Annotated in this window: 17 protein-coding genes, 3 tRNA genes and 1 pseudogene; 12 read left to right on the top strand and 9 right to left on the bottom strand. The window is 35.7% G+C overall.

All coding sequences use genetic code 11. The features are described 5' to 3' along the window. Positions 1–52: 52 nt before the first annotated feature. The 3 genes from AAGD66_RS06740 to AAGD66_RS06730 form a co-directional block, all read right to left on the bottom strand. Complete coding sequence (locus tag AAGD66_RS06740) at positions 53–550, bottom strand: hypothetical protein (RefSeq protein ID WP_007548965.1); 498 nt, start codon at positions 548–550, stop codon at positions 53–55. A 320-nt stretch (positions 551–870) separates the two neighbouring features. Then, complete coding sequence (locus tag AAGD66_RS06735) at positions 871–1,572, bottom strand: ABC transporter ATP-binding protein (protein WP_264723889.1); 702 nt, start codon at positions 1,570–1,572, stop codon at positions 871–873. Further along, on the bottom strand, positions 1,565–2,347 hold the full coding sequence (locus tag AAGD66_RS06730; protein WP_015589313.1) for an MlaE family ABC transporter permease: 783 nt from the start codon (positions 2,345–2,347) through the stop codon (positions 1,565–1,567). The genes AAGD66_RS06735 and AAGD66_RS06730 overlap by 8 nt, the downstream gene beginning before the upstream one ends. A gap of 332 nt (positions 2,348–2,679) precedes the next feature. Between AAGD66_RS06730 and rpmF the strand changes: the two genes are divergently transcribed. The 5 genes and pseudogenes from rpmF (at position 2,680) to AAGD66_RS06705 (ending at position 7,175) form a co-directional block, all read left to right on the top strand. Continuing rightward, the gene (rpmF, locus tag AAGD66_RS06725; RefSeq protein WP_041573607.1) at positions 2,680–2,862 is read left to right on the top strand and encodes a 50S ribosomal protein L32; all 183 of its coding nucleotides are present in this window, start codon (positions 2,680–2,682) and stop codon (positions 2,860–2,862) included. Between the two features lie 10 nt (positions 2,863–2,872). After that, entirely contained in the window at positions 2,873–3,910 is a 1,038-nt protein-coding gene (gene plsX, locus AAGD66_RS06720) for a phosphate acyltransferase PlsX (RefSeq protein ID WP_182367437.1), read from the top strand. Further along, positions 3,903–4,913: a beta-ketoacyl-ACP synthase III gene (locus AAGD66_RS06715; protein WP_182321005.1), complete on the top strand. Its 1,011-nt coding sequence runs from the start codon at positions 3,903–3,905 to the stop codon at positions 4,911–4,913. The genes plsX and AAGD66_RS06715 overlap by 8 nt, the downstream gene beginning before the upstream one ends. A gap of 194 nt (positions 4,914–5,107) precedes the next feature. Then, positions 5,108–6,433: an IS4 family transposase gene (locus AAGD66_RS06710; RefSeq protein WP_264339118.1), complete on the top strand. Its 1,326-nt coding sequence runs from the start codon at positions 5,108–5,110 to the stop codon at positions 6,431–6,433. 15 nt (positions 6,434–6,448) lie between these two features. Continuing rightward, positions 6,449–7,175, top strand: a pseudogene (locus AAGD66_RS06705) (IS5 family transposase). A 424-nt stretch (positions 7,176–7,599) separates the two neighbouring features. Here AAGD66_RS06705 and AAGD66_RS06700 read toward each other — a convergent pair. Beyond that, positions 7,600–7,675 (bottom strand) — tRNA-Ala (locus AAGD66_RS06700). A 320-nt stretch (positions 7,676–7,995) separates the two neighbouring features. Here AAGD66_RS06700 and AAGD66_RS06695 point away from each other — a divergent pair. Next, positions 7,996–8,068 (top strand) — tRNA-Lys (locus tag AAGD66_RS06695). A gap of 19 nt (positions 8,069–8,087) precedes the next feature. After that, positions 8,088–9,341 (top strand): NADH-quinone oxidoreductase subunit NuoF, encoded by a 1,254-nt coding sequence (nuoF, locus tag AAGD66_RS06690; protein WP_155969053.1) that lies wholly within the window; start codon positions 8,088–8,090, stop codon positions 9,339–9,341. A gap of 28 nt (positions 9,342–9,369) precedes the next feature. Here nuoF and infC read toward each other — a convergent pair whose 3' ends face one another. The 4 genes from infC to nuoI all read right to left on the bottom strand — a co-directional run bounded on the left by infC (position 9,370) and on the right by nuoI (position 12,680). Then, positions 9,370–9,888, bottom strand: a complete 519-nt coding sequence (gene infC, locus AAGD66_RS06685) for a translation initiation factor IF-3 (protein WP_065094376.1) — start codon at positions 9,886–9,888, stop codon at positions 9,370–9,372. 12 nt (positions 9,889–9,900) lie between these two features. Then, a complete protein-coding gene (gene thrS / locus AAGD66_RS06680) occupies positions 9,901–11,802 on the bottom strand; it encodes a threonine--tRNA ligase (protein WP_265024481.1) in 1,902 nt (633 codons plus the stop codon). Then, positions 11,795–12,082: a hypothetical protein gene (locus tag AAGD66_RS06675; RefSeq protein ID WP_264723880.1), complete on the bottom strand. Its 288-nt coding sequence runs from the start codon at positions 12,080–12,082 to the stop codon at positions 11,795–11,797. The genes thrS and AAGD66_RS06675 overlap by 8 nt, the downstream gene beginning before the upstream one ends. A 115-nt stretch (positions 12,083–12,197) precedes the next feature. Then, a complete protein-coding gene (gene nuoI, locus AAGD66_RS06670; protein ID WP_174515692.1) occupies positions 12,198–12,680 on the bottom strand; it encodes an NADH-quinone oxidoreductase subunit NuoI in 483 nt (160 codons plus the stop codon). 131 nt (positions 12,681–12,811) lie between these two features. Between nuoI and mnmE the strand changes: the two genes are divergently transcribed. From mnmE to AAGD66_RS06655, 3 genes are all read left to right on the top strand, one after another. Then, on the top strand, positions 12,812–14,140 hold the full coding sequence (mnmE, locus tag AAGD66_RS06665) for a tRNA uridine-5-carboxymethylaminomethyl(34) synthesis GTPase MnmE (protein ID WP_155969046.1): 1,329 nt from the start codon (positions 12,812–12,814) through the stop codon (positions 14,138–14,140). A 47-nt stretch (positions 14,141–14,187) separates the two neighbouring features. Further along, positions 14,188–14,275 (top strand) — tRNA-Ser (locus tag AAGD66_RS06660). Positions 14,276–14,443: 168 nt separating this feature from the next. Then, positions 14,444–15,460, top strand: a complete 1,017-nt coding sequence (locus AAGD66_RS06655; RefSeq protein WP_341814463.1) for an NAD(P)/FAD-dependent oxidoreductase — start codon at positions 14,444–14,446, stop codon at positions 15,458–15,460. Between the two features lie 676 nt (positions 15,461–16,136). On the opposite strand, the gene AAGD66_RS06650 is transcribed toward AAGD66_RS06655, so the two are convergent. After that, entirely contained in the window at positions 16,137–17,462 is a 1,326-nt protein-coding gene (locus AAGD66_RS06650) for an IS4 family transposase (RefSeq protein WP_264339118.1), read from the bottom strand. Between the two features lie 166 nt (positions 17,463–17,628). Here AAGD66_RS06650 and AAGD66_RS06645 point away from each other — a divergent pair, with 166 nt between their 5' ends. Both AAGD66_RS06645 and AAGD66_RS06640 read left to right on the top strand, forming a co-directional pair. Further along, complete coding sequence (locus AAGD66_RS06645) at positions 17,629–19,416, top strand: AAA family ATPase (RefSeq protein WP_410529791.1); 1,788 nt, start codon at positions 17,629–17,631, stop codon at positions 19,414–19,416. Between the two features lie 1,439 nt (positions 19,417–20,855). Further along, entirely contained in the window at positions 20,856–21,707 is an 852-nt protein-coding gene (locus AAGD66_RS06640) for a Bro-N domain-containing protein (RefSeq protein WP_213862822.1), read from the top strand. Positions 21,708–22,043 lie beyond the last annotated feature (336 nt).

Raw genomic sequence — 22,043 nt, 5'->3', positions numbered from 1 at the left:
GCAACTTTTCTTATTAGGCCTTCTCGCATACTATTCAGCAGTTTTTAAGCGTTTAACCAAGTTCATGCCCGTGGTCATCGCCAACAGATGGTGAAGGACCAGGTGAAAAAGATTGACCATGGTGATCACCTGCATCATGCATGTCTTGCAAACCATCAGCATTATGAGCTATTTCGTTATTGGCATGAGGGTAATCATCTGAGTGATGTCCATCATCACCATGAGCCATATCCATTCCTTCTGATGGCATATCTTCCCCACCTCCACCTGAAAAATATTCTGCAAGGCCTTCAAGAAATTTTATGCCAAACATATTACCTGACTTTCCAAACAATGTTACTAAACTACTGCCACTCACCAAACCTTCAAACACGTTACTATAAGCAGCAATTGCTCCTTCATGAAAGTTGAACAACCATTTCATTCCATCGACAACTGTTGAAACAGAGTCACTATGACCAAGACCAAAACCACTTTTCTCACCAGCAGCCTCTTGGTGTTGCTGCTGCGCTTGCCATTCTGCAATATTTGGACCTTGAGCTTCACTCATAAATTTTTACTCTCAACCTTAAGCTATTATTTTATCACAAATATTGCAAAATATCAATAGAGCTTTTGAATATAGCTAATACAAACAATTTCTGTCATCCTATATATAGCTAAACTGACTTACGACAATTTGAAAAACGACAAATTCGTCATTCCGCTAATAGTTAGCGGAATCTATGCCGAGATACCGCGAATGAATCGCGGTATGACGTGTTAGCTATAGGATCCAGTTTGAAAAAAATCTGAATTCCAATGTCCACTACCTTTTACAAAGTTAAAACTTAAAAATATGACTGTTAGCAATAGTGTATATATCTTTAGCTATATATAATGAATGAATTTTTTTATATATTCGTTATTAGTATTTTGTATTTCCTGAACAGTTCCATGGGAAATGATCTCCCCTTCATATAATACTGCTATTTTATCAGCTATTTTAAATGCGCTATGAATATCATGTGTAATCGTGATAATTGTAGGGTTAAAGTCTTTAGATAATTTTATTATTATCTCGTTTACTATATCTGACATAATTGGGTCCAATCCTGAAGTTGGTTCATCCAAAATAATGATTTCTGGATTGTGTGCAATCGCCCTTGCAAGTGCCACTCTTTTTTTCATTCCACCTGATAGCTCTATTGGAAACATATCTGCTATGCTTTCCTCCAGTCCAACATCATTTAACTTCTCGATTGCTAGCTGTTTTGCCTCTTTTTTGCTGATATTAAAGCGCTTTTTATAATTAAAAGATATATTTTCCCACACTGTAACGTAGTCAAATAAAGCGGAATTTTGAAATAAAACCCCAAATTTATTTTTGCTTTTACTATTTATTTTAACAGACCCTGAGTCTGGAGCAAGCAAGCCGATAATTGTTTTTGTTAATACAGATTTGCCGCTTCCTGAGCCACCAAGTATGACTAATGATTCCCCTTTTAATATATCAAAATTTAGATCTTTTAGTACTGTCCTGTCATCAAAAGATAAGCTTAAGTTCGATATTGATATTATGGGGTTACGCATGTATCAAAGTAATCATGTAGTTTGCTAAAATGATCAGTATGGACGATAAAACAACAGTTGATGTTGTAGCAACACCTACTCCTCGTGCACCTTCTTTGCAATGGTAACCGTAATAGCAGCTTGAGACAGAAATTATGGCGCCAAATACAGTTGCTTTTATTAGCCCAGTTATAAAATCATACGTATTAAAGAACTGAGCTGTGTGTTTAATGTATATATTTAAATTGTGGTTAAATTCGAAGACTGCAGTGATACATCCTCCAAATATTCCTATTAAATCTGCACATACTGTAAGTATGGGAAATACTATGATTGACGCTAAAATCCTTGGTGCAATTAAATATTTAAAAGGGTTGATGTTCAAGGTTGTAAGTGCATCTATTTGCTCGGTGATGCGCATTGTACCAATTTCTGCTGCAACTGATGATCCAACCTTTCCTACCATTATTAAGCTGATCAAAACTGGTCCTAACTCTTTAATGATAGTGATCGTAACAAGTTTGGGTATTATCTGTTCTTGGTTAATTAATGGGTCACTCAAGCTACTTTGTAAAACTATTGCCGCTCCTATAAAAACTCCAGTGAGCCCAACAATTGGCAGAGAGAAAAAGCCTATCTCTATAATTTGTCTTGCTATGTTGCTAAAATAATATGGTGGCACAAGGCAGTGGTATAGAGATTGAATAAAAAATATGAATGCACTACCAAGCCTTAACAAAAAATTGATAAAGTACCTACCAATTATTCTAACACTATTTATATCAAAAAAGCTCACTTTGTATTCATTTTAGCTAGAGTTACTGACTTTATTAAAATTTTTATTAACTTTATCGCAAAGTATAGCTGAGATATGTTTTAAGTTCAATATACTTGATGTTTTAATTTAAAGCTTAACCCAAGAAAGGTTTCCCTACGTCATACCGCAATTCATTCGCGGTATAGATTCCGCTAACGAGTAGCGGAATGACGGTTTTTCAAATTGTAGAGCCACTTTAGCTATAGAACTCAATTACATAAGCAAACCTTACTTATTTTACTATCCCTGTTTACTTCCTGTAAAAAACATGTTACTAATGTATTGTATTTTGTAGTAGAATGGAGGAAATTTTGGCAGTTCCAAAAAGAAAAAAGTCAAAGTCAAGGCGTAATATGCATCGTTCTCATCATGCTATTGAGCCTAAGAATATTGTGGTGTGTTCAACAACTGGGGAATTCATGTTGCCTCATAACGTAGCAGTTGATGGCAGTTACAAAGGAAAACGGGTTTTCATCAAGCAACAGGCAGAGTGACTATTATGATATGTTATCTACGGTCAATAATAATATAGTTATTGCACTTGACGCTATGGGGGGCGATTTTGCGCCTCTTTCCGTAATTCATGGTGCTGGTTTTTTTTTAGACAACCTTGTTGACCCAGGCATTAAAGTTTTTTTTCATATTTATGGAGATAAGGAAGAAGTATCTCCTTTGCTTTTGAAATATAAAAAAGTAAGTAACAATTCTGAGTTTACTCATTGTTCTGACAATGTCCTTGCAAATGATAAGCCATCTTTTGCGCTGAGACATCGTAAAGACTCAAGTATGAAAGCTGCCATTGAGGCAGTAAAAAAAGGTAAAGCTTTCGGAGTGGTGTCTTCAGGCAACACCGGAGCATTGATGGCAATTTCCAGATTTATTTTAGGAACATTACCAAACATTTATCGTCCTGCTATTGCCTCTATCTGTCCAACTAAGACAAAAAGCTTCGCTTTGCTTGACCTTGGTGCAAATGTTGATTGTAATGCCGACTCATTATTTCAATTTGCGTTAATGGGTAGTATATTTGCAAAAATAGCATTAAAAATTGACAATCCTGAAGTTGCTTTGCTAAATATCGGCACAGAAGAAGTTAAAGGTAATGACTCAGTGCGCGGCGCTTTTGAGTTGCTTAAAAACGCTCCAGGCATTAATTTCAAAGGGTATATAGAGGCAAGTGAATTTTTAGAGGGTAATATAGATGTGATTGTTGCTGATGGTTTTGTTGGCAATGTAATGCTCAAAACGGCTGAGGCAACCGCTAGTACCTTTATCAATCTAATAAAGCAGGAAGTATTCAATTCGTGGATAGCGAAAATGCTTGTTGGTATATTGTTAAAATCCAAACTAAATAAAGCTTTAACGCGTTTTAATCCCAAAATTAGAAGTGGAGCTATGTTTTTAGGGCTGAATGGTATCATCATTAAAAGTCATGGAAATTCTGATGCTATTTCTTTTGCCCATGCCATAAAATTTGCAGTAAATGCAATTAGTGAAAATTTAAATCAAAAGATAATTAACGGGGTAAGTCATATTGAATAAAAGTTTCATATTAAGCACTGGATCTTACCTACCAAGAAAAATGTTGAGTAACAACGAAATTGCATCGATAGTTGAGACGAGCGATGAATGGATAAGGCAGAGAACAGGAATAGTTCAAAGGCATATAGCAGATGAAGGAGAACTAACGTCAGATCTAGCTGTAAATGCAGCAAAAAGTGCTATAGAAAAAGCTAAAATTTCAGTAGATGAAATTGACTTGATTATAGTTGCTACAACAACTCCTGATAAAACTTTTCCTAGCTGTGCAACGATTGTACAAAGTAAGTTAAAATGTAAAAACGCATTTGCTTTTGATGTACAAGCAGCATGCTCTGGTTTTATATATGCAGTTACAGTTGCTGATTCGCTCATAAAATCTAACAATAGAATTAAATATGCATTGGTTATAGGTGCTGAAATAATGTCTAGGATTGTTGATTGGGAAAATAGGTCAACTTGTGTACTCTTTGGTGATGGTGCTGGTGCAGTAATAATGAAATCAGCATGTCATTTTAACGTCATTCCAACAAATGATGCTGATACTTGGGTGGCAGAGAAGGGGGTTACAAAAGGTATAATTTCAACTAGCCTATATTCTGATGGCAATGTGGACATACTATGTACGAACGGAGGGATATCCTCAACTGGTGATTCTGGAAAAATATGCATGAATGGAAGAGAAGTGTTTAAACATGCAGTGGATAAGTTAACAGCCTCAGTAGAGGAAACTCTGAAATGCAATAATTTGAAAATCACTGATATTGACTGGTTAATTCCCCATCAAGCAAACATTCGTATTATTGAAGCAGTAGTAAAGAAATTAGATTTTCCTATAGAGAAAGTGATTAATACCGTTGATAAGCATGCAAACACCTCAGCGGCATCAATTCCACTGGCCTTAGACTATGCAATACAAGAATCAAAAATAAAATCAGGAAATCTGGTACTGCTGATTTCAATAGGTGCAGGCCTGACCTGGGGTTCCGTGTTGCTGCACTATTAGACTTCCTGCATTACCTCCTGTCATCCAAGTACCCTCTTTGTCATTCCAGTGCCTCTTTCTCCTGTCATCCCAGTGCCCCCTTTTGTCATCCCAGTAGCCCCTTCCATACGCGTCAAGTTAAGGAAATAAAGGTATGAAAGAGATAGAATAATAAGGTATAAGTTCTCCCAGATATACTTTTAGTGAGAGAACCAATGAATAAAATAACTTGCTTATCAAAAAAGCTCAAAGAATTTTTTAATGAAAAAGCAGAGAAAATCTCAATTACAACAAGGTTTATAAAAAGAAAGAGAAAGCTAAAAGGTTCATCATTCGTAAAAGCCATGGTCTTGGGTAATATAGGAGTTGATAATTGTAGCGTAGAAACAATGTGTCAATTACTAAACGAGGACTCGATAGATATAACAAAACAAGGTTTGGATTTTAGATTTACTGAAGAAGCAGTGGAATTTATGAAAAGGATGTATAATGAATCTGTGATTCTCTTTAAAAATATCTTGCAAGTTGATTGCAAAATCTTACAGCAATTTAATAGTGTTAAATTATTGGACAGTAGCTATATTACTCTACCTAACAGTATGGAAGAGATGTATAAAGGTTATGGTACTAGCTACAGTGGCTATGAAAGCAATACTAAGTCTGGAATAAAGTTACAATTAGTTTTCGACTACATGAATCAGATAATAGACCAACTTAATTTAACGGAGGGGGTAAGATCAGACCAGGGATATAGGAAACATTTAAGTAATATATTAAGCAATGATTTGCTAATATCTGATCTCGGTTATTTTGTGCCAAGTTCTTTTAAACAAATCAATGAAATAGGAGCTTATTTCATAAGTCGTTATAAATCCGATACCAACATATATGATGTAGAAACAAATCAAAAAATGGAGTTATTAGAATGTTTAGAGGATAAGTTATTTTTAGAAAACGAGGTATTGTTAGGAAAAGAAGCAAAAATTAGAGTAAGAATTATATGTCAGAAACTAACTGAAGAACAGTCTATGGCCAGAAGAAGGAAAGCTAATAGATTAGCAAGATCGCAGGGATATACATCCTCTAAAAGAAATCAAAAATTGTTGAACTGGTCAATATTTATAACTAATGTTCCAGAAAATAAAATTAGTGCTGAGCAAGTATTAACGATTTACAGAGTAAGGTGGCAAATTGAGTTATTATTTAAATTGTATAAAAGCCATATCAGGCTTGATAAGCTAAAAGGAAAGCCATGCAGAGTATTATGTGAACTATATGCTAAATTGTGCGCAATTCTTATATTTCACGGCATAGTTGGTTGCACAGAAGTGAAAAAGAATACAGAACTTAGCTTAACAAAGGCATTTATTGAGCTAAAAAGGCGGGTTAGAGAGTTATTTTTAGTATTAACCAAAATTAATAGTTTAAAAGCATTTCTTAAAAAACTCACTATAACTTGGTCGCGATTTTCATTAAAAGACAAACGTAGAAGGGCTAGAGTATCCACTTTAACCTCTCTAAATTTGCTCACAATCTCTTAACTTGACGCGTATGGAATAAAAAACAGTCTGCCAGGTAAGGAAGGAGATAGAGGAAGAAGCGCAAAAGATAACAGGAGATTCGTAGCTGCAATAATGTGGATAGGTAGAACAGGAGCAACATGGAGAGCATTGCCGGCTGAGTATGGAAAATGGTCAAGTGTACATAAACGTTTTATAAGGTGGGCAAAATCTGGTGTTTGGCAGATGATTTTCAACACATTAGCTGTTAATGGAGACACAGAGTGGCTCATGATAGACTCAACAATAATCAGGGCACATCAACATGCTGCTGGTGCAAGAAAAAAATGTGGAAACTGGTAGACAAGAACAAGAGCTGGGACGGTGCAAAGGAGGATTTTCAAGCAAATTACACGCTGCTTGTGATGCTTTGGGCAACCCACTGAGATTCTTTGTTACTGCAGGGCAAAGATCGGATTACGTAAAAGCTTTAGACCTGATAGAAGGCAAGAACATGGAGGCACTTATTGCCGATAAAGGGTATGACGCAAATTATATGATTGAGGCTGCAGAAGCTGTAAATGCTGAGCCAGTAATCCCACCGCGTTCCAACAGAAAAACACCAAGAGAATATGACAAAGAATTGTATAAAGAGAGAAACTTAATCGAAAGGATGTTCAACAAAATCAAGCACTTCCGCAGAGTTGCTACACGCTACGACAAATTGGCCATAGCTTTTCTGTCTTTTGTTCACATTGCTGGCATTTATCTTTGGTTAAAATAAATGTCGACACTGCCTAGGCAAGAACTGCTGCAAAGTTTTATAGGCAATAAGCCTAGTACTACATCGTTTTTATCATCCAGCGATACAAGCTCAACTTTTTTAATAGGCATTGTAGGATCATTACCTTCAGGCCACTTTATCCTTGTAGTCGGGGTTTTTCTAAACACCTCTTTTCCAGGTATCATCTTAAAAACATGCTTTTTTCCACTCATAGGCGTTACCAATAAATTAATTGTTAGTATTCTAACATTTATTGATTAATTTATTGTTAAGTTAGTATATATTACAATTGTAATAACCAACATTACTTGTGTAGAGAAAAGTTACGAAAAGAAATAGAGATTTTCAGGGAAATAGTATAAAATCCTCATAGATTAAAATAAGCTGCTTTGACAGGTTTTGTGGCGGCTAGAGCTGTATAGACTGGTGGAGGCAAGCGGGATCGAACCGCTGACCTTCTGCGTGCAAAACAGATGCTCTACCAGCTGAGCTATACCCCCAGGTAATTCTTGCTTAAAGCATAAATCACTCAGGCTGAAATGCAAGAAATATTTATCTATTAGGCTATTGCTAAATAGTGTACAAATTCTGCAGGGTGTACACACTTCTCTATTTTTTTGTCTCCTTAGCGTTATACGTCACACCATCCAAATAAATCTGTGAACTGAAAATTAACAAGAAGTTTTCCTTTAAAAATTTTTTAACTAAATTATCACTAACACAGTATATTATATAATTTATTTAACCACACATGAAAATTTTAGTTTGATTAAAACGGATAAAAACTATATTACTATTGAGTATAGCTGAAAAATGAAATGATCCCGTAGCTCAGCCGGTAGAGCAACTGACTTTTAATCAGTGGGTCACGCGTTCGAATCGCGTCGGGATCACTCACAAATTTTGAAAAACATGCTAAAAGAACAAGACAAAATATTCACCAACCTAAATGGTAAAGAAACTCCACTACTTGAGGGTGCAAAAAAACGTGGTAGCTGGCAAAAAACAAAGGAATTACTGGATTTAGGATCAGAAAAAATCATTGATGAAGTAAAGAAATCTGGTTTGAGAGGTCGAGGGGGTGCAGGATTTTCCACCGGCCTTAAGTGGAGCTTTATGCCCAAAAATCTCCCAAAAGCATATTTAGTAGTCAATGCAGATGAGTCAGAACCTGGTACATGTAAAGATAGAGATATATTGCGATATGAGCCACATAAGTTACTTGAGGGAATTCTCCTGGCCAGCAGAGCGATCAGCGCATCAGTTGCATATATTTATATCAGGGGTGAATTTTATAATGAATATTTAGTTCTAAAAAAGGCACTTGAGGAAGCCTATAAAGAAAACTTAATTGGAAAAAATGCCTGCAAATCAGGTTATGATCTTGATGTGTTTATCCATAGGGGTGCAGGAGCTTACATATGTGGAGAAGAAACAGCTCAACTTGAATCAATTGAAGGAAAAAAGGGCTTTCCTCGCATGAAACCTCCATTTCCTGCAGGTGTTGGACTTTTTGGCTGCCCAACTACAATAAACAACGTTGAAACTATAGCCATGGTTCCAGATATTCTGAATCGCGGAGGAGAATGGTTTGCATCTCTTGGTAAACCAAATAATACTGGTACCAAGGTCTTTTGTATTTCAGGGCACGTAAACAACCCGTGTAATGTTGAAGAAGAGCTCGGAATTCCATTACGTGAATTAATTGAAAAATACGCAGGTGGAGTGCGAGGAGGTTGGGATAATTTACTTGCTGTAATACCTGGTGGGTCTTCAGTGCCATTAATTCCAAAATCTATATGTGATACTATTGAAATGGATTTTGATTCATTAAGAACTGCACAATCAGGGCTTGGTACTGCTGCTGTAATAGTGATGAATAAATCAACTGATATAATAGCTGCAATAGAGAGGTTATCACACTTTTATATGCATGAGTCCTGTGGACAATGCACACCATGCCGTGAAGGTACTGGATGGATGTGGAGGATTATGAAGAGGATGGTGGCAGGAGATATTAAGCCTGATGAAATAGATAAGCTGCTTGACCTTACAACTCAAATAGAAGGACATACAATTTGCGCACTTGGCGATGCTGCAGCTTGGCCGATTCAAGGATTAATAAGACATTTTCGCCATGTTATCAAAGAGAGAGCGATAATTTAACTTTACTTATACTTCTTAAGCCGTTTTGCTACTTAGCAACCAGAGCTAAAAAATATTGATTCCCTTCTCTTTTAGGTGCCAATTCTACCTTTGCGATATCTTCAGTGTCTCGAATTAGCCGTTCTAATTTTTCCAGTCCAACTTCAGTGTTTATAAGCTCTCTCCCTCTAAATCTCATTGTGACTTTAATTTTATGTCCGTGGGCAAGTAAGTCTCTTGCTTGACGCAATTTTGTTCCGTAATCGTGATCACCAATATTGGGACCCAGTTTAATTTCTTTTATAGTTAATGTTTTTTGTTTCTTTTTTGCTTCACTTGCTTTCTTTTTTATATCATACTTTTGTTTGCTATAATCCAGAATTTTACATACTGGAGGGGTTGAATCAGGTGCAATTTCTACCAAGTCTAAACCAACACCCTGTGCAAGCTCCAAAGCTCGTTCTATTAGCACGATTCCGACCATTTCACCACTATGATCAACTAAGCGTACCTCCTTAGCTGTGATGAATCCATTAATTCTGTTTTTATTGTTCTTTTTAACTTGCAAACTTTAACTCCCTTAATTCAAATTAATACTTTTTAACAACAATTCAATAGCCTTCTCCAAAGAAAAAGACTCCTGTCTTTCCGATCCTAAATTTCTCACTGACACAGTTTTACTTGTAACTTCATTTTTGCCTACAATCCACAATATAAGAACCTTGTTTAGACTATGCAAACGTATCTTATAACTAATTTTTTCATTGGTCAAATCAGTCTTGACTCTCACACCTTGTTCTTTTAAGACATTGCTGATTTCTGTGGCATAACCGTCAGCCTCATTTGTAATGGTTAGAATAGCAAGTTGCGTTGGAGCAAGCCAAACTGGAAATTTTCCTGCGTAATTTTCTATCAAAATTCCAATAAAACGCTCAAAAGTCCCAAGAATTGCCCTATGTAACATGACAGGGTGATGCTTGTGCCCATCTGCCCCTATATAAAAAGCTCCCAGACGTTCTGGTAAAATGAAATCAACTTGCAATGTTCCACATTGCCAGCTTCTGCCTATTGCATCTTTCAAAACAAACTCTAGCTTTGGACCATAAAATGCACCTTCACCAGGGCTCAGTTCATAACTCAAGCCCGCTTCTTTAACGGCTTCAAGCAGCGCTTTTTCAGCTCTATCCCACACTTCATCATTACCTGCTCTAATATCTGGACGGTCTGAAAATTTCACAGAAATTTCATTAAATCCAAGCTCTGAATATACTTCTTTTAAAAGGTCACAAAACTTTATAGTTTCAGAATTCACTTGTTCTTCCATACAAAAAATGTGTGCATCGTCTTGCGTAAAACCACGCACTCGCATCAGTCCGTGCAATGAGCCTGAGCTTTCATTTCTATGGCATGTGCCAAACTCTGCCATACGTATTGGTAAATCACGGTAGCTCCTGGTGTGAGAATTAAAAATCTGCACATGACAAGGACAATTCATGGGTTTTATTGCTAACTTTTTATTCTCAGATTCGTCAACAATAAACATATTTTCACGAAACTTATCCCAATGTCCAGATCTTTCCCACAGCTCTTTACTTACTAAAATAGGAGTTTTTACCTCAAAATAGCCATTATTTATTAGCTTCTTTCTGATGTAAGACTCAAGAACATTATATAGAATATATCCTTGTTCATGCCAAAAAACCTGCCCAACAGCTTCCTCTTGGATGTGAAATAAATCCATATCCTTGGCAATTTTGCGGTGATCACGTTTCTCTGCTTCTTTGAGGCACTCAAGATAAGCGTTTAATTCATCCTTATTTCTCCATGCTGTGCCATATATTCGCTGCAACATTGGGCCCTTTGCATCACCTCGCCAGTATGCACCCGCTACTTTCATAAGTTTAAACGCTTTAACTCTACCGGTTGATGGTGAGTGCGGACCACGGCATAGGTCAACAAAATCACCTTGCCTATAAACAGTTAGGTTTTCACCCTCTGGTATGGATGAGATAATATCAACCTTATATTTTTCGCCTATACCACTAAAGAAATCAACTGACTGCTTGCGAGTCCAAACTTCTCGAACAAATCTGTGGTTACTTTTTACAATCTCTTTCATTTTCTTTTCTATTGCGGTAAGATCGTCCGTAGTGAAGGTACGATCTGTAGCAAAATCATAGTAAAAACCGTCCTGAATTGTTGGGCCGATAGTAATCTGAGTATTAGGAAATAGCTCTTTCACTGCCTGCGCCATTATATGAGCAGCATCATGCCTTATTATATCTAAACCCGCTTCGTCACTCAGTTGTATTACCTCTATCTCTGTATCAGATTCAATTTCACGTGAGAGATCATATAACTCACCATTTACTTTCAATGCAACTGCTTCCTTTAAAACATTCGGCTGTAGTATATCAAAACCAGTAATTTTACCACTGTATTCTTTTACTTTTTGTTCGGTTGAGAAAGTAATCCTAACCATAAATAAACCTATACGGACATGTAGCTTGAAGGCGGTTTGCTTCTTCCAACGGTGTCATCCCAGTGTCACGCACATAGCCATACGAACATTCATTTTCGAAGGTAAATTGCACAGCAAATGGTGTCATTCCAGTGCTTGACACTGGAATCCAGCTTTTTTGTAATTTCATTGAAAATGTTGTATAGTGTGCTTGTTCACAATCAATTTTACTGGATCCCAGTGTCAAGCACTGGGATGACACCTTTGTGTTTGAGGCAAAACAGGCCATAACATTTAACATACTGCCCTCGCAAACAAATGTTCGTACAGTTGTGTATCAGCTACTTGGATGACACCACCCCTAGTGGGCACTGCCCCTAAATCATAATGGATAACAGGGTTATAAGCTCTGAACATTAATAATAAGGTCTATTCTTTTTTAACCTGAGTGCAATTGCGTCTTCCCAAATTTCACCATTACGCAATAACTTTTCTTTATTGTACATTAGCTCCTCTCTCGTTTCAGTAGCAAATTCAAAGTTAGGACCCTCCACAATTGCATCAACTGGACATGCCTCTTGGCAAAGTCCGCAGTATATGCATTTTGTCATATCAATATCATAGCGCGTAGTGCGGCGACTACCGTCTTCTCTTTCCTCTGCTTCAATAACTATTGCTTGAGCAGGGCAGATAACTTCGCATAATTTACAAGCTATGCATCGTTCTTCACCGTTTGGATACCTACGCAACGCATGCTCACCACGAAACCTTGGACTTAAAGGGCCCTTCTCCATAGGATACCTCAAAGTAACCTTTGGCTTAAACATATATTTTAATGTAATAACAAACCCTTTAATTAACTCTACAAAAGACCAGTACCAAGCTAATTTCTTGAGCATAAAATATTTAAAACTTGTGTCAGTCATTATAAATCATATTATCAGTTTTCAAAATAAATATTTTCACCTGGGTGACTTTTTAGGTATTTTGGTTTCTTAAGTGTAATATTGCTAAGTAGTTTATATAAATAATGACAAACACAAATGAAACTATTTTCGCTTTATCGACCGTATTTGGTAAGTCAGGAGTTGCAGTAATTAGAATTTCAGGCAACTATGCGCTTAAAGCTTTAAATCATTTTCATATTAAGAAAGAAATTAAACCAAGATTTGCTACTTTAGTTGATCTATATGATGATTTCAATCAATTGATAGATAATGGAATAATCATCTATTTCCCTGCTCCAAACAGTTTCACTGGCGAGAATGTTATAGAGTTACAAGTGCATGGAAGTAAGGCAGTCATAAAAATCATCTTGGAGGAATTATCAAAAATTTTCGTTATGGCCAGGCCTGGAGAATTCTCACTTAGGGCTTTTCTAAATGGTAAATTTGACTTAACTCAAATAGAAGGAATTGCAGACTTAATTGACGCTGAGACGAAAATGCAAGCTAAACAAGCGATTAAGCAGATATCAGGAGAATTGGAGAGACTATACAGCAATTGGAGGCAAAGATTGATAACGATACAATCCAAAATCGAAGCATATATAGACTTTCCAGAGGACATTTGGGCAGAAAAAAGTGAGTTGGAAAAAATTAATAATGAAGTGCAATCTCTCGTGCGATTGATACAAGAGCATTTAAATGATAATAGACGGGGCGAAAGGTTGCGTGAGGGTTTACATATTGTAATAACTGGTGAACCAAATGTCGGTAAATCAACTCTGTTTAATTTCTTAGCCAAGCGTGATATTGCTATTGTTTCTGAATATGCAGGCACAACAAGAGATATACTTGAAGCTCATATTGACATTGGCGAATACCCAATCATTCTCTCTGATACTGCTGGAATTCGTGAGAGTTCAGATCCAATAGAATCAGAAGGTATAAGTCGAGCGAAAAAGAGGTCTTTTGAAGCTGATTTAAGAATAGAACTATTTCCTTTTGAACAGCGTCATAATATCAATTGCAACGTTGTAAATAGCGATACTATTTATGTATTGAGCAAAGCTGACGATGTTATCAATAATCACAATATAAAAATTAATGGCATAGATTTTCTACCTATTTCTATTTTAAAGGGAATAGGTACAAACAAATTGATCTCTCTCATAAAAGAGAAGGCAGAGGAAAAATTTGGGCATGATAGAGACACTCCTGTAATCACTCGGCAAAGACATAGGAATCACATGAAGAAAGCACTGGAACATTTACAACGTTTTAATATCGATAATCCAATTGAGTTGATATCTGAAGATTTGAGGCTTGCTGCATTTGAACTTGGTGCGGTGATTGGAATTATTGATGTTGAGGAAATATTGGACAGTATATTTAGCAACTTTTGCGTGGGCAAGTAAAGCTTTTATAGATTGCTTAAAATCAAATGTTGTGATAGAAAAGAAATGGACGGATGGCCGAGCGGTTTAAGGCACCAGTCTTGAAAACTGACGTACGTGATGAGCGTACCATGGGTTCGAATCCCATTCCGTCCGCACAGCATCTCGCTATGCTAGCTGATTTTTAGAGCTTATTTGGACTATGTGGTTCATAACGCTGGAAATCTTGTCTAATCTAGCCACATCTTTTAAAAATACATCCCTTTGTAAATTGACCTTGTTAGCAAAGAAAGCTAATATCTATAAATAGATCACCATCTGAATATGAAAACCGATATAGTAATAATAGGTGCAGGACCTGTTGGAATATTCACTGCTTTTCAAGCGGGAATGCTTGATATGAGATGTCATATAATAGATGTTTTGGATCAAGCAGGAGGACAATGCACAGCTCTTTACCCAGAAAAGCCAATATACGATATACCTGGTTATCCTGTAATTACTGCCCAAAAATTAATTGAGCAGCTAATAGAGCAAGCTTCGCCATTTAAGCCTATTTACCATTTAAGTCAAAAAGTAGAAAAGATTTCAAATAACGAAGGTGAAAACTTTACTATCATAACGAGCATAGGTACAGAGGTAAAATGTAAGGCTGTTATTGTTGCTGCAGGTAATGGAATGTTTGAACCTAACCGTCCACCCTTAAGTGGTATATTAGAATATGAAAATAAATCTGTATTTTACAGTGTAAATAAAATTTCTGATTTTCAGGATAAAACTGTAGTTATTGCAGGGGGGGGTGATTCTGCAGCTGATTGGACTGTAGAACTTTCTAAAGTTGTGAAGAAAATTTATGTGATACATAGAAGAAAGGAATTTCGCTGCACTCCTGAAACTAGAAATAAATTAGAATCACTTGAAATTGATGGAAAAATAGAACTGGTAGTGCCATATCAATTACACGAACTAGCAGGAGGTAATGGGCAATTGAGCACAGTGATAGTAAAAAACATTGCCTCTAAGGAAGAAAAAGAAATATCCGCTGATTTTTTGCTGCCATTTTTTGGATTGTCAATGAATCTTGGTCCAATAAACAATTGGGGTATACAGTTAGAACATAGCCGCATAGTTGTCGACCCAGCTACACTTAAAACCAGTAGAGATAGGATATATGCAATCGGAGATATAGCTATTTATTCAGGCAAACTAAAATTAATACTAAATGGTTTTGCTGAGAGCGCCATGGCTTGTTATGACATATACAAAGTAATCTACAACTCTCCAGTCAATTTTCAATATTCAACTTCAAAGGGAATTCACGGGAAAGAAAAACTTCCTTGACAAACCTCGCCAGCTCCCTTATCATGAAACTGAAGCTATTGTATTTGCTTTCGCCAATCTGCAGATTAAAAGGTAAGGATTACTTAATGTATCGGCGTCTTATGTTCAATTTTTTGCAGTATATAGATACTGTATGTCTTTACAAAACTTCATCTACATCTAGATTTTTATCTAAATAAGCTGAACGCGCTTACAAAGCGTTACAAGACATCAAAAAATGCCAATACTCGACAGAGATAGTAAAAGACTAGCTAACTCGGGGATTCTTTGTCTTTTTTTCTGCTTAGTAAATTTCTTAAACGTTTGCAGCGTAAGTTAGTTGCAATTAAAAGCAGCTTAATCTCGCTTGTCAAGCGTTTAAAACATAAAAAACGCCAATATTTTAAAGCGGATAATAACCCCAGGGCTTCTTTTGCCTTTTTTTTCATTTGGTAAATTTCTTAAATATTTGTGGCTAAACGACAACCGTCATCCCGCTGCTTGTTAGCGGGATCTAGAGATACCGCGAATGAATCGCGGTATGACGTAGGACTGCTGTCATTCCAGTGCTCCTTTTTTTGTCATCCGAGTAGCTGACACTGGGATCCAGGAAACTTAACTTTACACCAGGTGAATGTACAATAAGAACTGGATTCCAGACTGGAATGACACCGAAGGGGCTACCATACGCGTCAAGTTAAGAGATTGTGAGCAAATTTAGAGAGGTTAAAGTGGATACTCTAGCCCTTCTACGTTTGTCTTTTAATGAAAATCGCGACCAAGTTATAGTGAGTTTTTTAAGAAATGCTTTTAAACTATTAATTTTGGTTAATACTAAAAATAACTCTCTAACCCGCCTTTTTAGCTCAATAAATGCCTTTGTTAAGCTAAGTTCTGTATTCTTTTTCACTTCTGTGCAACCAACTATGCCGTGAAATATAAGAATTGCGCACAATTTAGCATATAGTTCACATAATACTCTGCATGGCTTTCCTTTTAGCTTATCAAGCCTGATATGGCTTTTATACAATTTAAATAATAACTCAATTTGCCACCTTACTCTGTAAATCGTTAATACTTGCTCAGCACTAATTTTATTTTCTGGAACATTAGTTATAAATATTGACCAGTTCAACAATTTTTGATTTCTTTTAGAGGATGTATATCCCTGCGATCTTGCTAATCTATTAGCTTTCCTTCTTCTGGCCATAGACTGTTCTTCAGTTAGTTTCTGACATATAATTCTTACTCTAATTTTTGCTTCTTTTCCTAACAATACCTCGTTTTCTAAAAATAACTTATCCTCTAAACATTCTAATAACTCCATTTTTTGATTTGTTTCTACATCATATATGTTGGTATCGGATTTATAACGACTTATGAAATAAGCTCCTATTTCATTGATTTGTTTAAAAGAACTTGGCACAAAATAACCGAGATCAGATATTAGCAAATCATTGCTTAATATATTACTTAAATGTTTCCTATATCCCTGGTCTGATCTTACCCCCTCCGTTAAATTAAGTTGGTCTATTATCTGATTCATGTAGTCGAAAACTAATTGTAACTTTATTCCAGACTTAGTATTGCTTTCATAGCCACTGTAGCTAGTACCATAACCTTTATACATCTCTTCCATACTGTTAGGTAGAGTAATATAGCTACTGTCCAATAATTTAACACTATTAAATTGCTGTAAGATTTTGCAATCAACTTGCAAGATATTTTTAAAGAGAATCACAGATTCATTATACATCCTTTTCATAAATTCCACTGCTTCTTCAGTAAATCTAAAATCCAAACCTTGTTTTGTTATATCTATCGAGTCCTCGTTTAGTAATTGACACATTGTTTCTACGCTACAATTATCAACTCCTATATTACCCAAGACCATGGCTTTTACGAATGATGAACCTTTTAGCTTTCTCTTTCTTTTTATAAACCTTGTTGTAATTGAGATTTTCTCTGCTTTTTCATTAAAAAATTCTTTGAGCTTTTTTGATAAGCAAGTTATTTTATTCATTGGTTCTCTCACTAAAAGTATATCTGGGAGAACTTATACCTTATTATTCTATCTCTTTCATACCTTTATTTCCTTAACTTGACGCGTATGGTTTTTTATTCTCTCCCATTGCTCATCTTTTAAATCATATAGCATTCTCTTTACCTATTAATAAAGAGTACTCTATATCACTATTTTTTTATGTCGACAAGACCTAGAACAATTTTTGACTTGCAGTTGGAATTACTACGATGAAGACAATCAGATTATTGTTAAGGTTTATCGTTATGATCCACCTGAAGGAAAAGAATATCGCCCATTTGATGTTAAAACATTGAATTATGCTGCACCAGAAATAAGGCCACTCTACAACATTCCAGGAATTTTAAAGTCTGATAAAGTTGTTCTGGTTGAAGGAGAAAAATGTGCAGAAGCGCTGATAGAACAAGGGATTGCAGCCACAACAACAATGTCTGGAGCAAACGCAGATGTCAAAAAGACTGATTGGTCACAACTAAAAGGTAAACATATTATTATTTGGCCAGATAATGATGAATCAGGTAAGAAGTATGCTGAAAATGCTACAAAAAAGCTTTTGGATGTTGGAGTTGCATCACTTGCTGTGCTTGAGATTCCGCAAGGTAAACCTGAGAAATGGGATGCTGCTGATTGTGTAGAGGAAGGTATAGATGTCAAAGAGTTTTTAGCTTCAACTCCGTTACTTACTATTGATACTCCAGCTACTGATACTTCAAATATGAAAAGTTTAGAAAGATCTACAAAACAGCCACTTAACATTTTAGATTGGAGTGCAGAGCGCTTTGTAGGTCCGGTACCAGAGCAAAAGTTTCTTGTTGAAGGTCTATTTCCTTTAGGTGTTACTTCAATAATAGCAGCAATGGGAGATACAGGCAAAGGTATGCTTCTTCTTGACCTAGCGCTTAAGGTTGCAAGTGATAAGGATCAGATGTGTGGCTTTGGTTCACTTGTTACTGAACACGGAACAGTAGTAATTTTTTCAGCAGAGGATGATGCAGGTGAGATACACCGCCGCTTGAAACGACTTGACCCTAAGTGTGAAAGGTTGAAACATAAAGATAAATTATTTATTGTACCACTGCCAAACGTTAGAGGATCACTTACAATACTCAGAAATGTTCGTGGTAAAATCGTCGAAGTTTCTCCTGAATTCGAATCCATAATGAAACAGCTCGAGGAAATTAAAGATCTGAAATTGATAGTATTTGATCCACTTGCTTCATTTATCCATGCAGATATAAATGCTGATCCTGCTGTAGGGGATTATCTAATGTGCTTATTATCTGATTTAGCATGTAGTACTGGAGCTTCGATAATTACTGCTCATCACATGAGAAAGCCAAAAGGAGAAAAACCAATATTAACTGCTGAACAAGCACGCGATGCAATTAGAGGTACCTCTGCTCTTGTTAATGGTGTTAGATGTTCCTATGCTTTTTGGACAGTGGAAGATACAGCTAAGCCAGAGATCTTTAGGTCAATGGGGGAGATTCCAAGACAAAATGCTTTATTTTATGGGGCGGTTGTTAAGGCAAATGGGTTAGCTGATCGCACTGTACGTACTTACCTAAGAAATCAAGAAACAGGGCTACTAGAAGATATAACAGCACAATTGAAAGTTAAAAACATTAGCGATAAAAGTCTTAAGATATATCTTATCGATGCAATTAAACGATCTGCTATTGCAGGGCATCCATTTACTCATACAGGAAGTGCAGGAGTATATAAACAACGGCATAGACTGCCTGAAATTTTTCACAATATGGGAAGAGATAAATTAGAACGTATGATACAGGAACTTTTACAGGTAAAACAGTTAGTAAAAGGAATGTCTAAAGGTTCAAGAGAGGATAAGTGGCTTGACGTTACAACAGGACCCTTTGCTTGTGGTATAGGAAAATTCACCCCTGGAGCTGAAGATCTTAACTGCAAATAAAACTTCTGTAGGTAAATTCTTTACAGCTATTTTTAATAGATCTCTTATTCAAATACTTGTTCTGTAGGCTTTGTTGCATTGCTCCTAACCATACTTTTCTATATATGGATATATACAATATTCAGTTGCTAGTTTACGTTGAATGCTACAATAGATAGATATATAGTAGAATGGAGAAACAACCAGAAATAGCTAAAACCATACCAGATGGGCTATTGGTTTTTCAACAGCTATGCAAGAATATTTTTACAAACAGACATTAATCTCTTAAAAATTGATATCTATTATAGGTAGCATTATATTCCTAATTCCTAGGTTATCAGCTAAATAGTTAGAAATCAAGGAAGCTAGACTCTGCATAAAACCTAGGCTTTTTGACCTACATTCCTAAAAGTATTCCTAGCAACTACGCACCTAAAGTTAGCCAATATGGCTGATTTTGCTATTCCTAAAACCCTTATATATTATATATATATAATAACAATAGTAATAAATATAAATTAATAAATATATAAACTACAAATAAATAAAACTTATCAAAAAGAAAGAAGAGCAAAAAGACCACTACAAAACTTATTAGGATATTTAAATTGAATAAGAAAGAACAAATGGCTCATAATTGCGTTTTAAGACGATCCTGTGACTTCAGGGTACAATTATACCACCAAGACCTAAATTACTCATGTAGGGTAGCTTAAAACTCGATTACGAGGCATTTCTAAACTATTTTTTACCCCAAACTTTTATTTACTACAAGAAAGCCTAAAACCAGTCTATCATGTTTTTTTGTTGGTTGCAAAGAAAATTTTTCAAACCTAAAGAACAAATGGTTAGTAGACTTTTTGAAACGTTATTTTTGCAACAGCCAACTTATGTCACTTCTATCATAGAGAGGGTAACAAAATACTCCTACCCTTTAAAACGCTTTAGGAGGTCCTTACAACACTATTTGTAATTTAGATATAAAAGTTCGTCTTTTTTAAATTAACGCGTGTAGCCTCCCTAAAAACTCGAATAAAAGGCATCTTTAGTAACCCAACTATTGCAAAGTAAACTTACCAGTAAGTTTAACACATTTTTTACACTTTGCAAAGAAAATTCTTCAAAAAAGATTGAACGACTTGTGAATGGGTTAATGGAGACTTTATGAAAATACAACAACTTTTATTGCAAACCTCTGAGCAATTGATTGCAAAATTCTCAGTAATGAAATCAGCAAATTGTAGATGAAGCTCAAGGAAAAAAGTTACTGCCATAGAAGAAGAAACAGAAGCTACAGAACTCTTAACCCGCTTAATAGTTCAAAATGGAGACAAAGATCGAAATTTATTTACGTCTCTAATTTTATCACGTATAATGGAGATAAAACTTCCACTATTTATTAGTAATAAAAAGCAACTTAGTTTATATTTGGTTTTTAGAATAAACTTATTTTCAATATGATTGACACTTTAACTTTAAAAGAAGGAGATATTGAAACTACTGCTTTTGATAATAGCAATTTTACTAGAGTATTACACGATGGAGAATGGTGGTACGTAATAACAGAAGTAATAGCTTTTCTGACAGGTAGTAAGAACCCATCTGACTATCTAAAAAAGATAAAAAGCAGAGATATAGGGCTTTCTGAAGGATGGGGACAATTTGTCACCCCCCTTGAAATTAAAACAAAAGGTGGTAAACAGAATGTTAATTGTACAAATGTTGAGGGGTTGTTTCGTATTTTGCAGTCTATTCCTTCCAAAAGAGTTGAACAATTTAAACGTTGGCTTGCAAAAGTCGGGTATGAAAGGCTACAAGAATATGAAAACCCTGAGCTTGCACTCAAACGAATCTATGCCGATTATGCTGCAAAAGGGTACCCTCAGGAATGGATACAAAAGAGAATAGAATCGATAGCTGTCAGAAATCAACTAACAAAAGAATGGGGTAACAGAAATATATCTGACCACAATAATAAGTATATTGAAGGTAGGGAATACGCAATATTGACAGACGTAATTTCTGAGGGAACGTTTGGAGTAAAAACAAAGCATCATAAGGAAATAAAAGGCTTGAGGAAACAACCACTAAGAGACCATATGACACCAATTGAATTAATTTTTAACATGCTAGGAGAACAGGCTACCATTGATGAAATAAAAGATAAAGATGCACAGGGCTATAATAAAAATTTAGAAGCGGCAAAGGAAGGAGGCAAGAACGCAGGCACAGCAAGAGAGGCATTTGAAAAAGCGAGAGGTGTGAAAGTCGTTTCTTCAGATAACTTTTTAAAGAGGATTAAAGATTAAAGTTCTCACTATGAGAAACCTCTGAATTTTATGGTTTAAAACGTTTTAGAAGGCTATTATAGCGTTATTGATGATTTAGATAGGTTTTGTATGTTTTTACCAAAAACTCATGTAATCTCTTCTCAGATCAAGTAAAAAGTTGTTTCCAAAATGGAAAGAACTCAAATAGTGAAGATTTCTGTTGTAAAAGACATAATGCTCTTTTTAATTTCTTAGCTGTCTTAAAATTATTTTAACTTTTTTTCAGAAAATCCCGGAAAAAGTAGTAAGAAATCCGGTATATATTAGTATAGAGACATTGAGTGTAGATGTGCTTCAAACACAAAAGTCGGCAAA

The sequence above is a fragment of the Wolbachia endosymbiont (group A) of Dendrolimus pini genome, assembly GCF_964026835.1.
Taxonomy (GTDB): Bacteria; Pseudomonadota; Alphaproteobacteria; order Rickettsiales; family Anaplasmataceae; genus Wolbachia; species Wolbachia pipientis.
Note: the sequence above shows the minus strand (reverse complement) of the source record. Positions and strands in the feature narration are given on the sequence as shown.

Bases quoted from the DNA above. Each gene is read 5' to 3' on its own strand.
- AAGD66_RS06735 (WP_264723889.1), bottom strand. From the start codon at position 1,572: ATGCGTAACCCCATAATATCAATATCGAACTTAAGCTTATCTTTTGAT.
- AAGD66_RS06650 (WP_264339118.1), bottom strand. From the start codon at position 17,462: ATGAATAAAATAACTTGCTTATCAAAAAAGCTCAAAGAATTTTTTAAT.
- AAGD66_RS06675 (WP_264723880.1), bottom strand. From the start codon at position 12,082: ATGTTAAATGTTATGGCCTGTTTTGCCTCAAACACAAAGGTGTCATCC.
- nuoF (WP_155969053.1), top strand. From the start codon at position 8,088: ATGCTAAAAGAACAAGACAAAATATTCACCAACCTAAATGGTAAAGAA.
- AAGD66_RS06640 (WP_213862822.1), top strand. From the start codon at position 20,856: ATGATTGACACTTTAACTTTAAAAGAAGGAGATATTGAAACTACTGCT.
- plsX (WP_182367437.1), top strand. From the start codon at position 2,873: ATGTTATCTACGGTCAATAATAATATAGTTATTGCACTTGACGCTATG.
- AAGD66_RS06710 (WP_264339118.1), top strand. From the start codon at position 5,108: ATGAATAAAATAACTTGCTTATCAAAAAAGCTCAAAGAATTTTTTAAT.
- nuoI (WP_174515692.1), bottom strand. From the start codon at position 12,680: ATGCTCAAGAAATTAGCTTGGTACTGGTCTTTTGTAGAGTTAATTAAA.
- AAGD66_RS06740 (WP_007548965.1), bottom strand. From the start codon at position 550: ATGAGTGAAGCTCAAGGTCCAAATATTGCAGAATGGCAAGCGCAGCAG.
- AAGD66_RS06655 (WP_341814463.1), top strand. From the start codon at position 14,444: ATGAAAACCGATATAGTAATAATAGGTGCAGGACCTGTTGGAATATTC.
- thrS (WP_265024481.1), bottom strand. From the start codon at position 11,802: ATGGTTAGGATTACTTTCTCAACCGAACAAAAAGTAAAAGAATACAGT.
- mnmE (WP_155969046.1), top strand. From the start codon at position 12,812: ATGACAAACACAAATGAAACTATTTTCGCTTTATCGACCGTATTTGGT.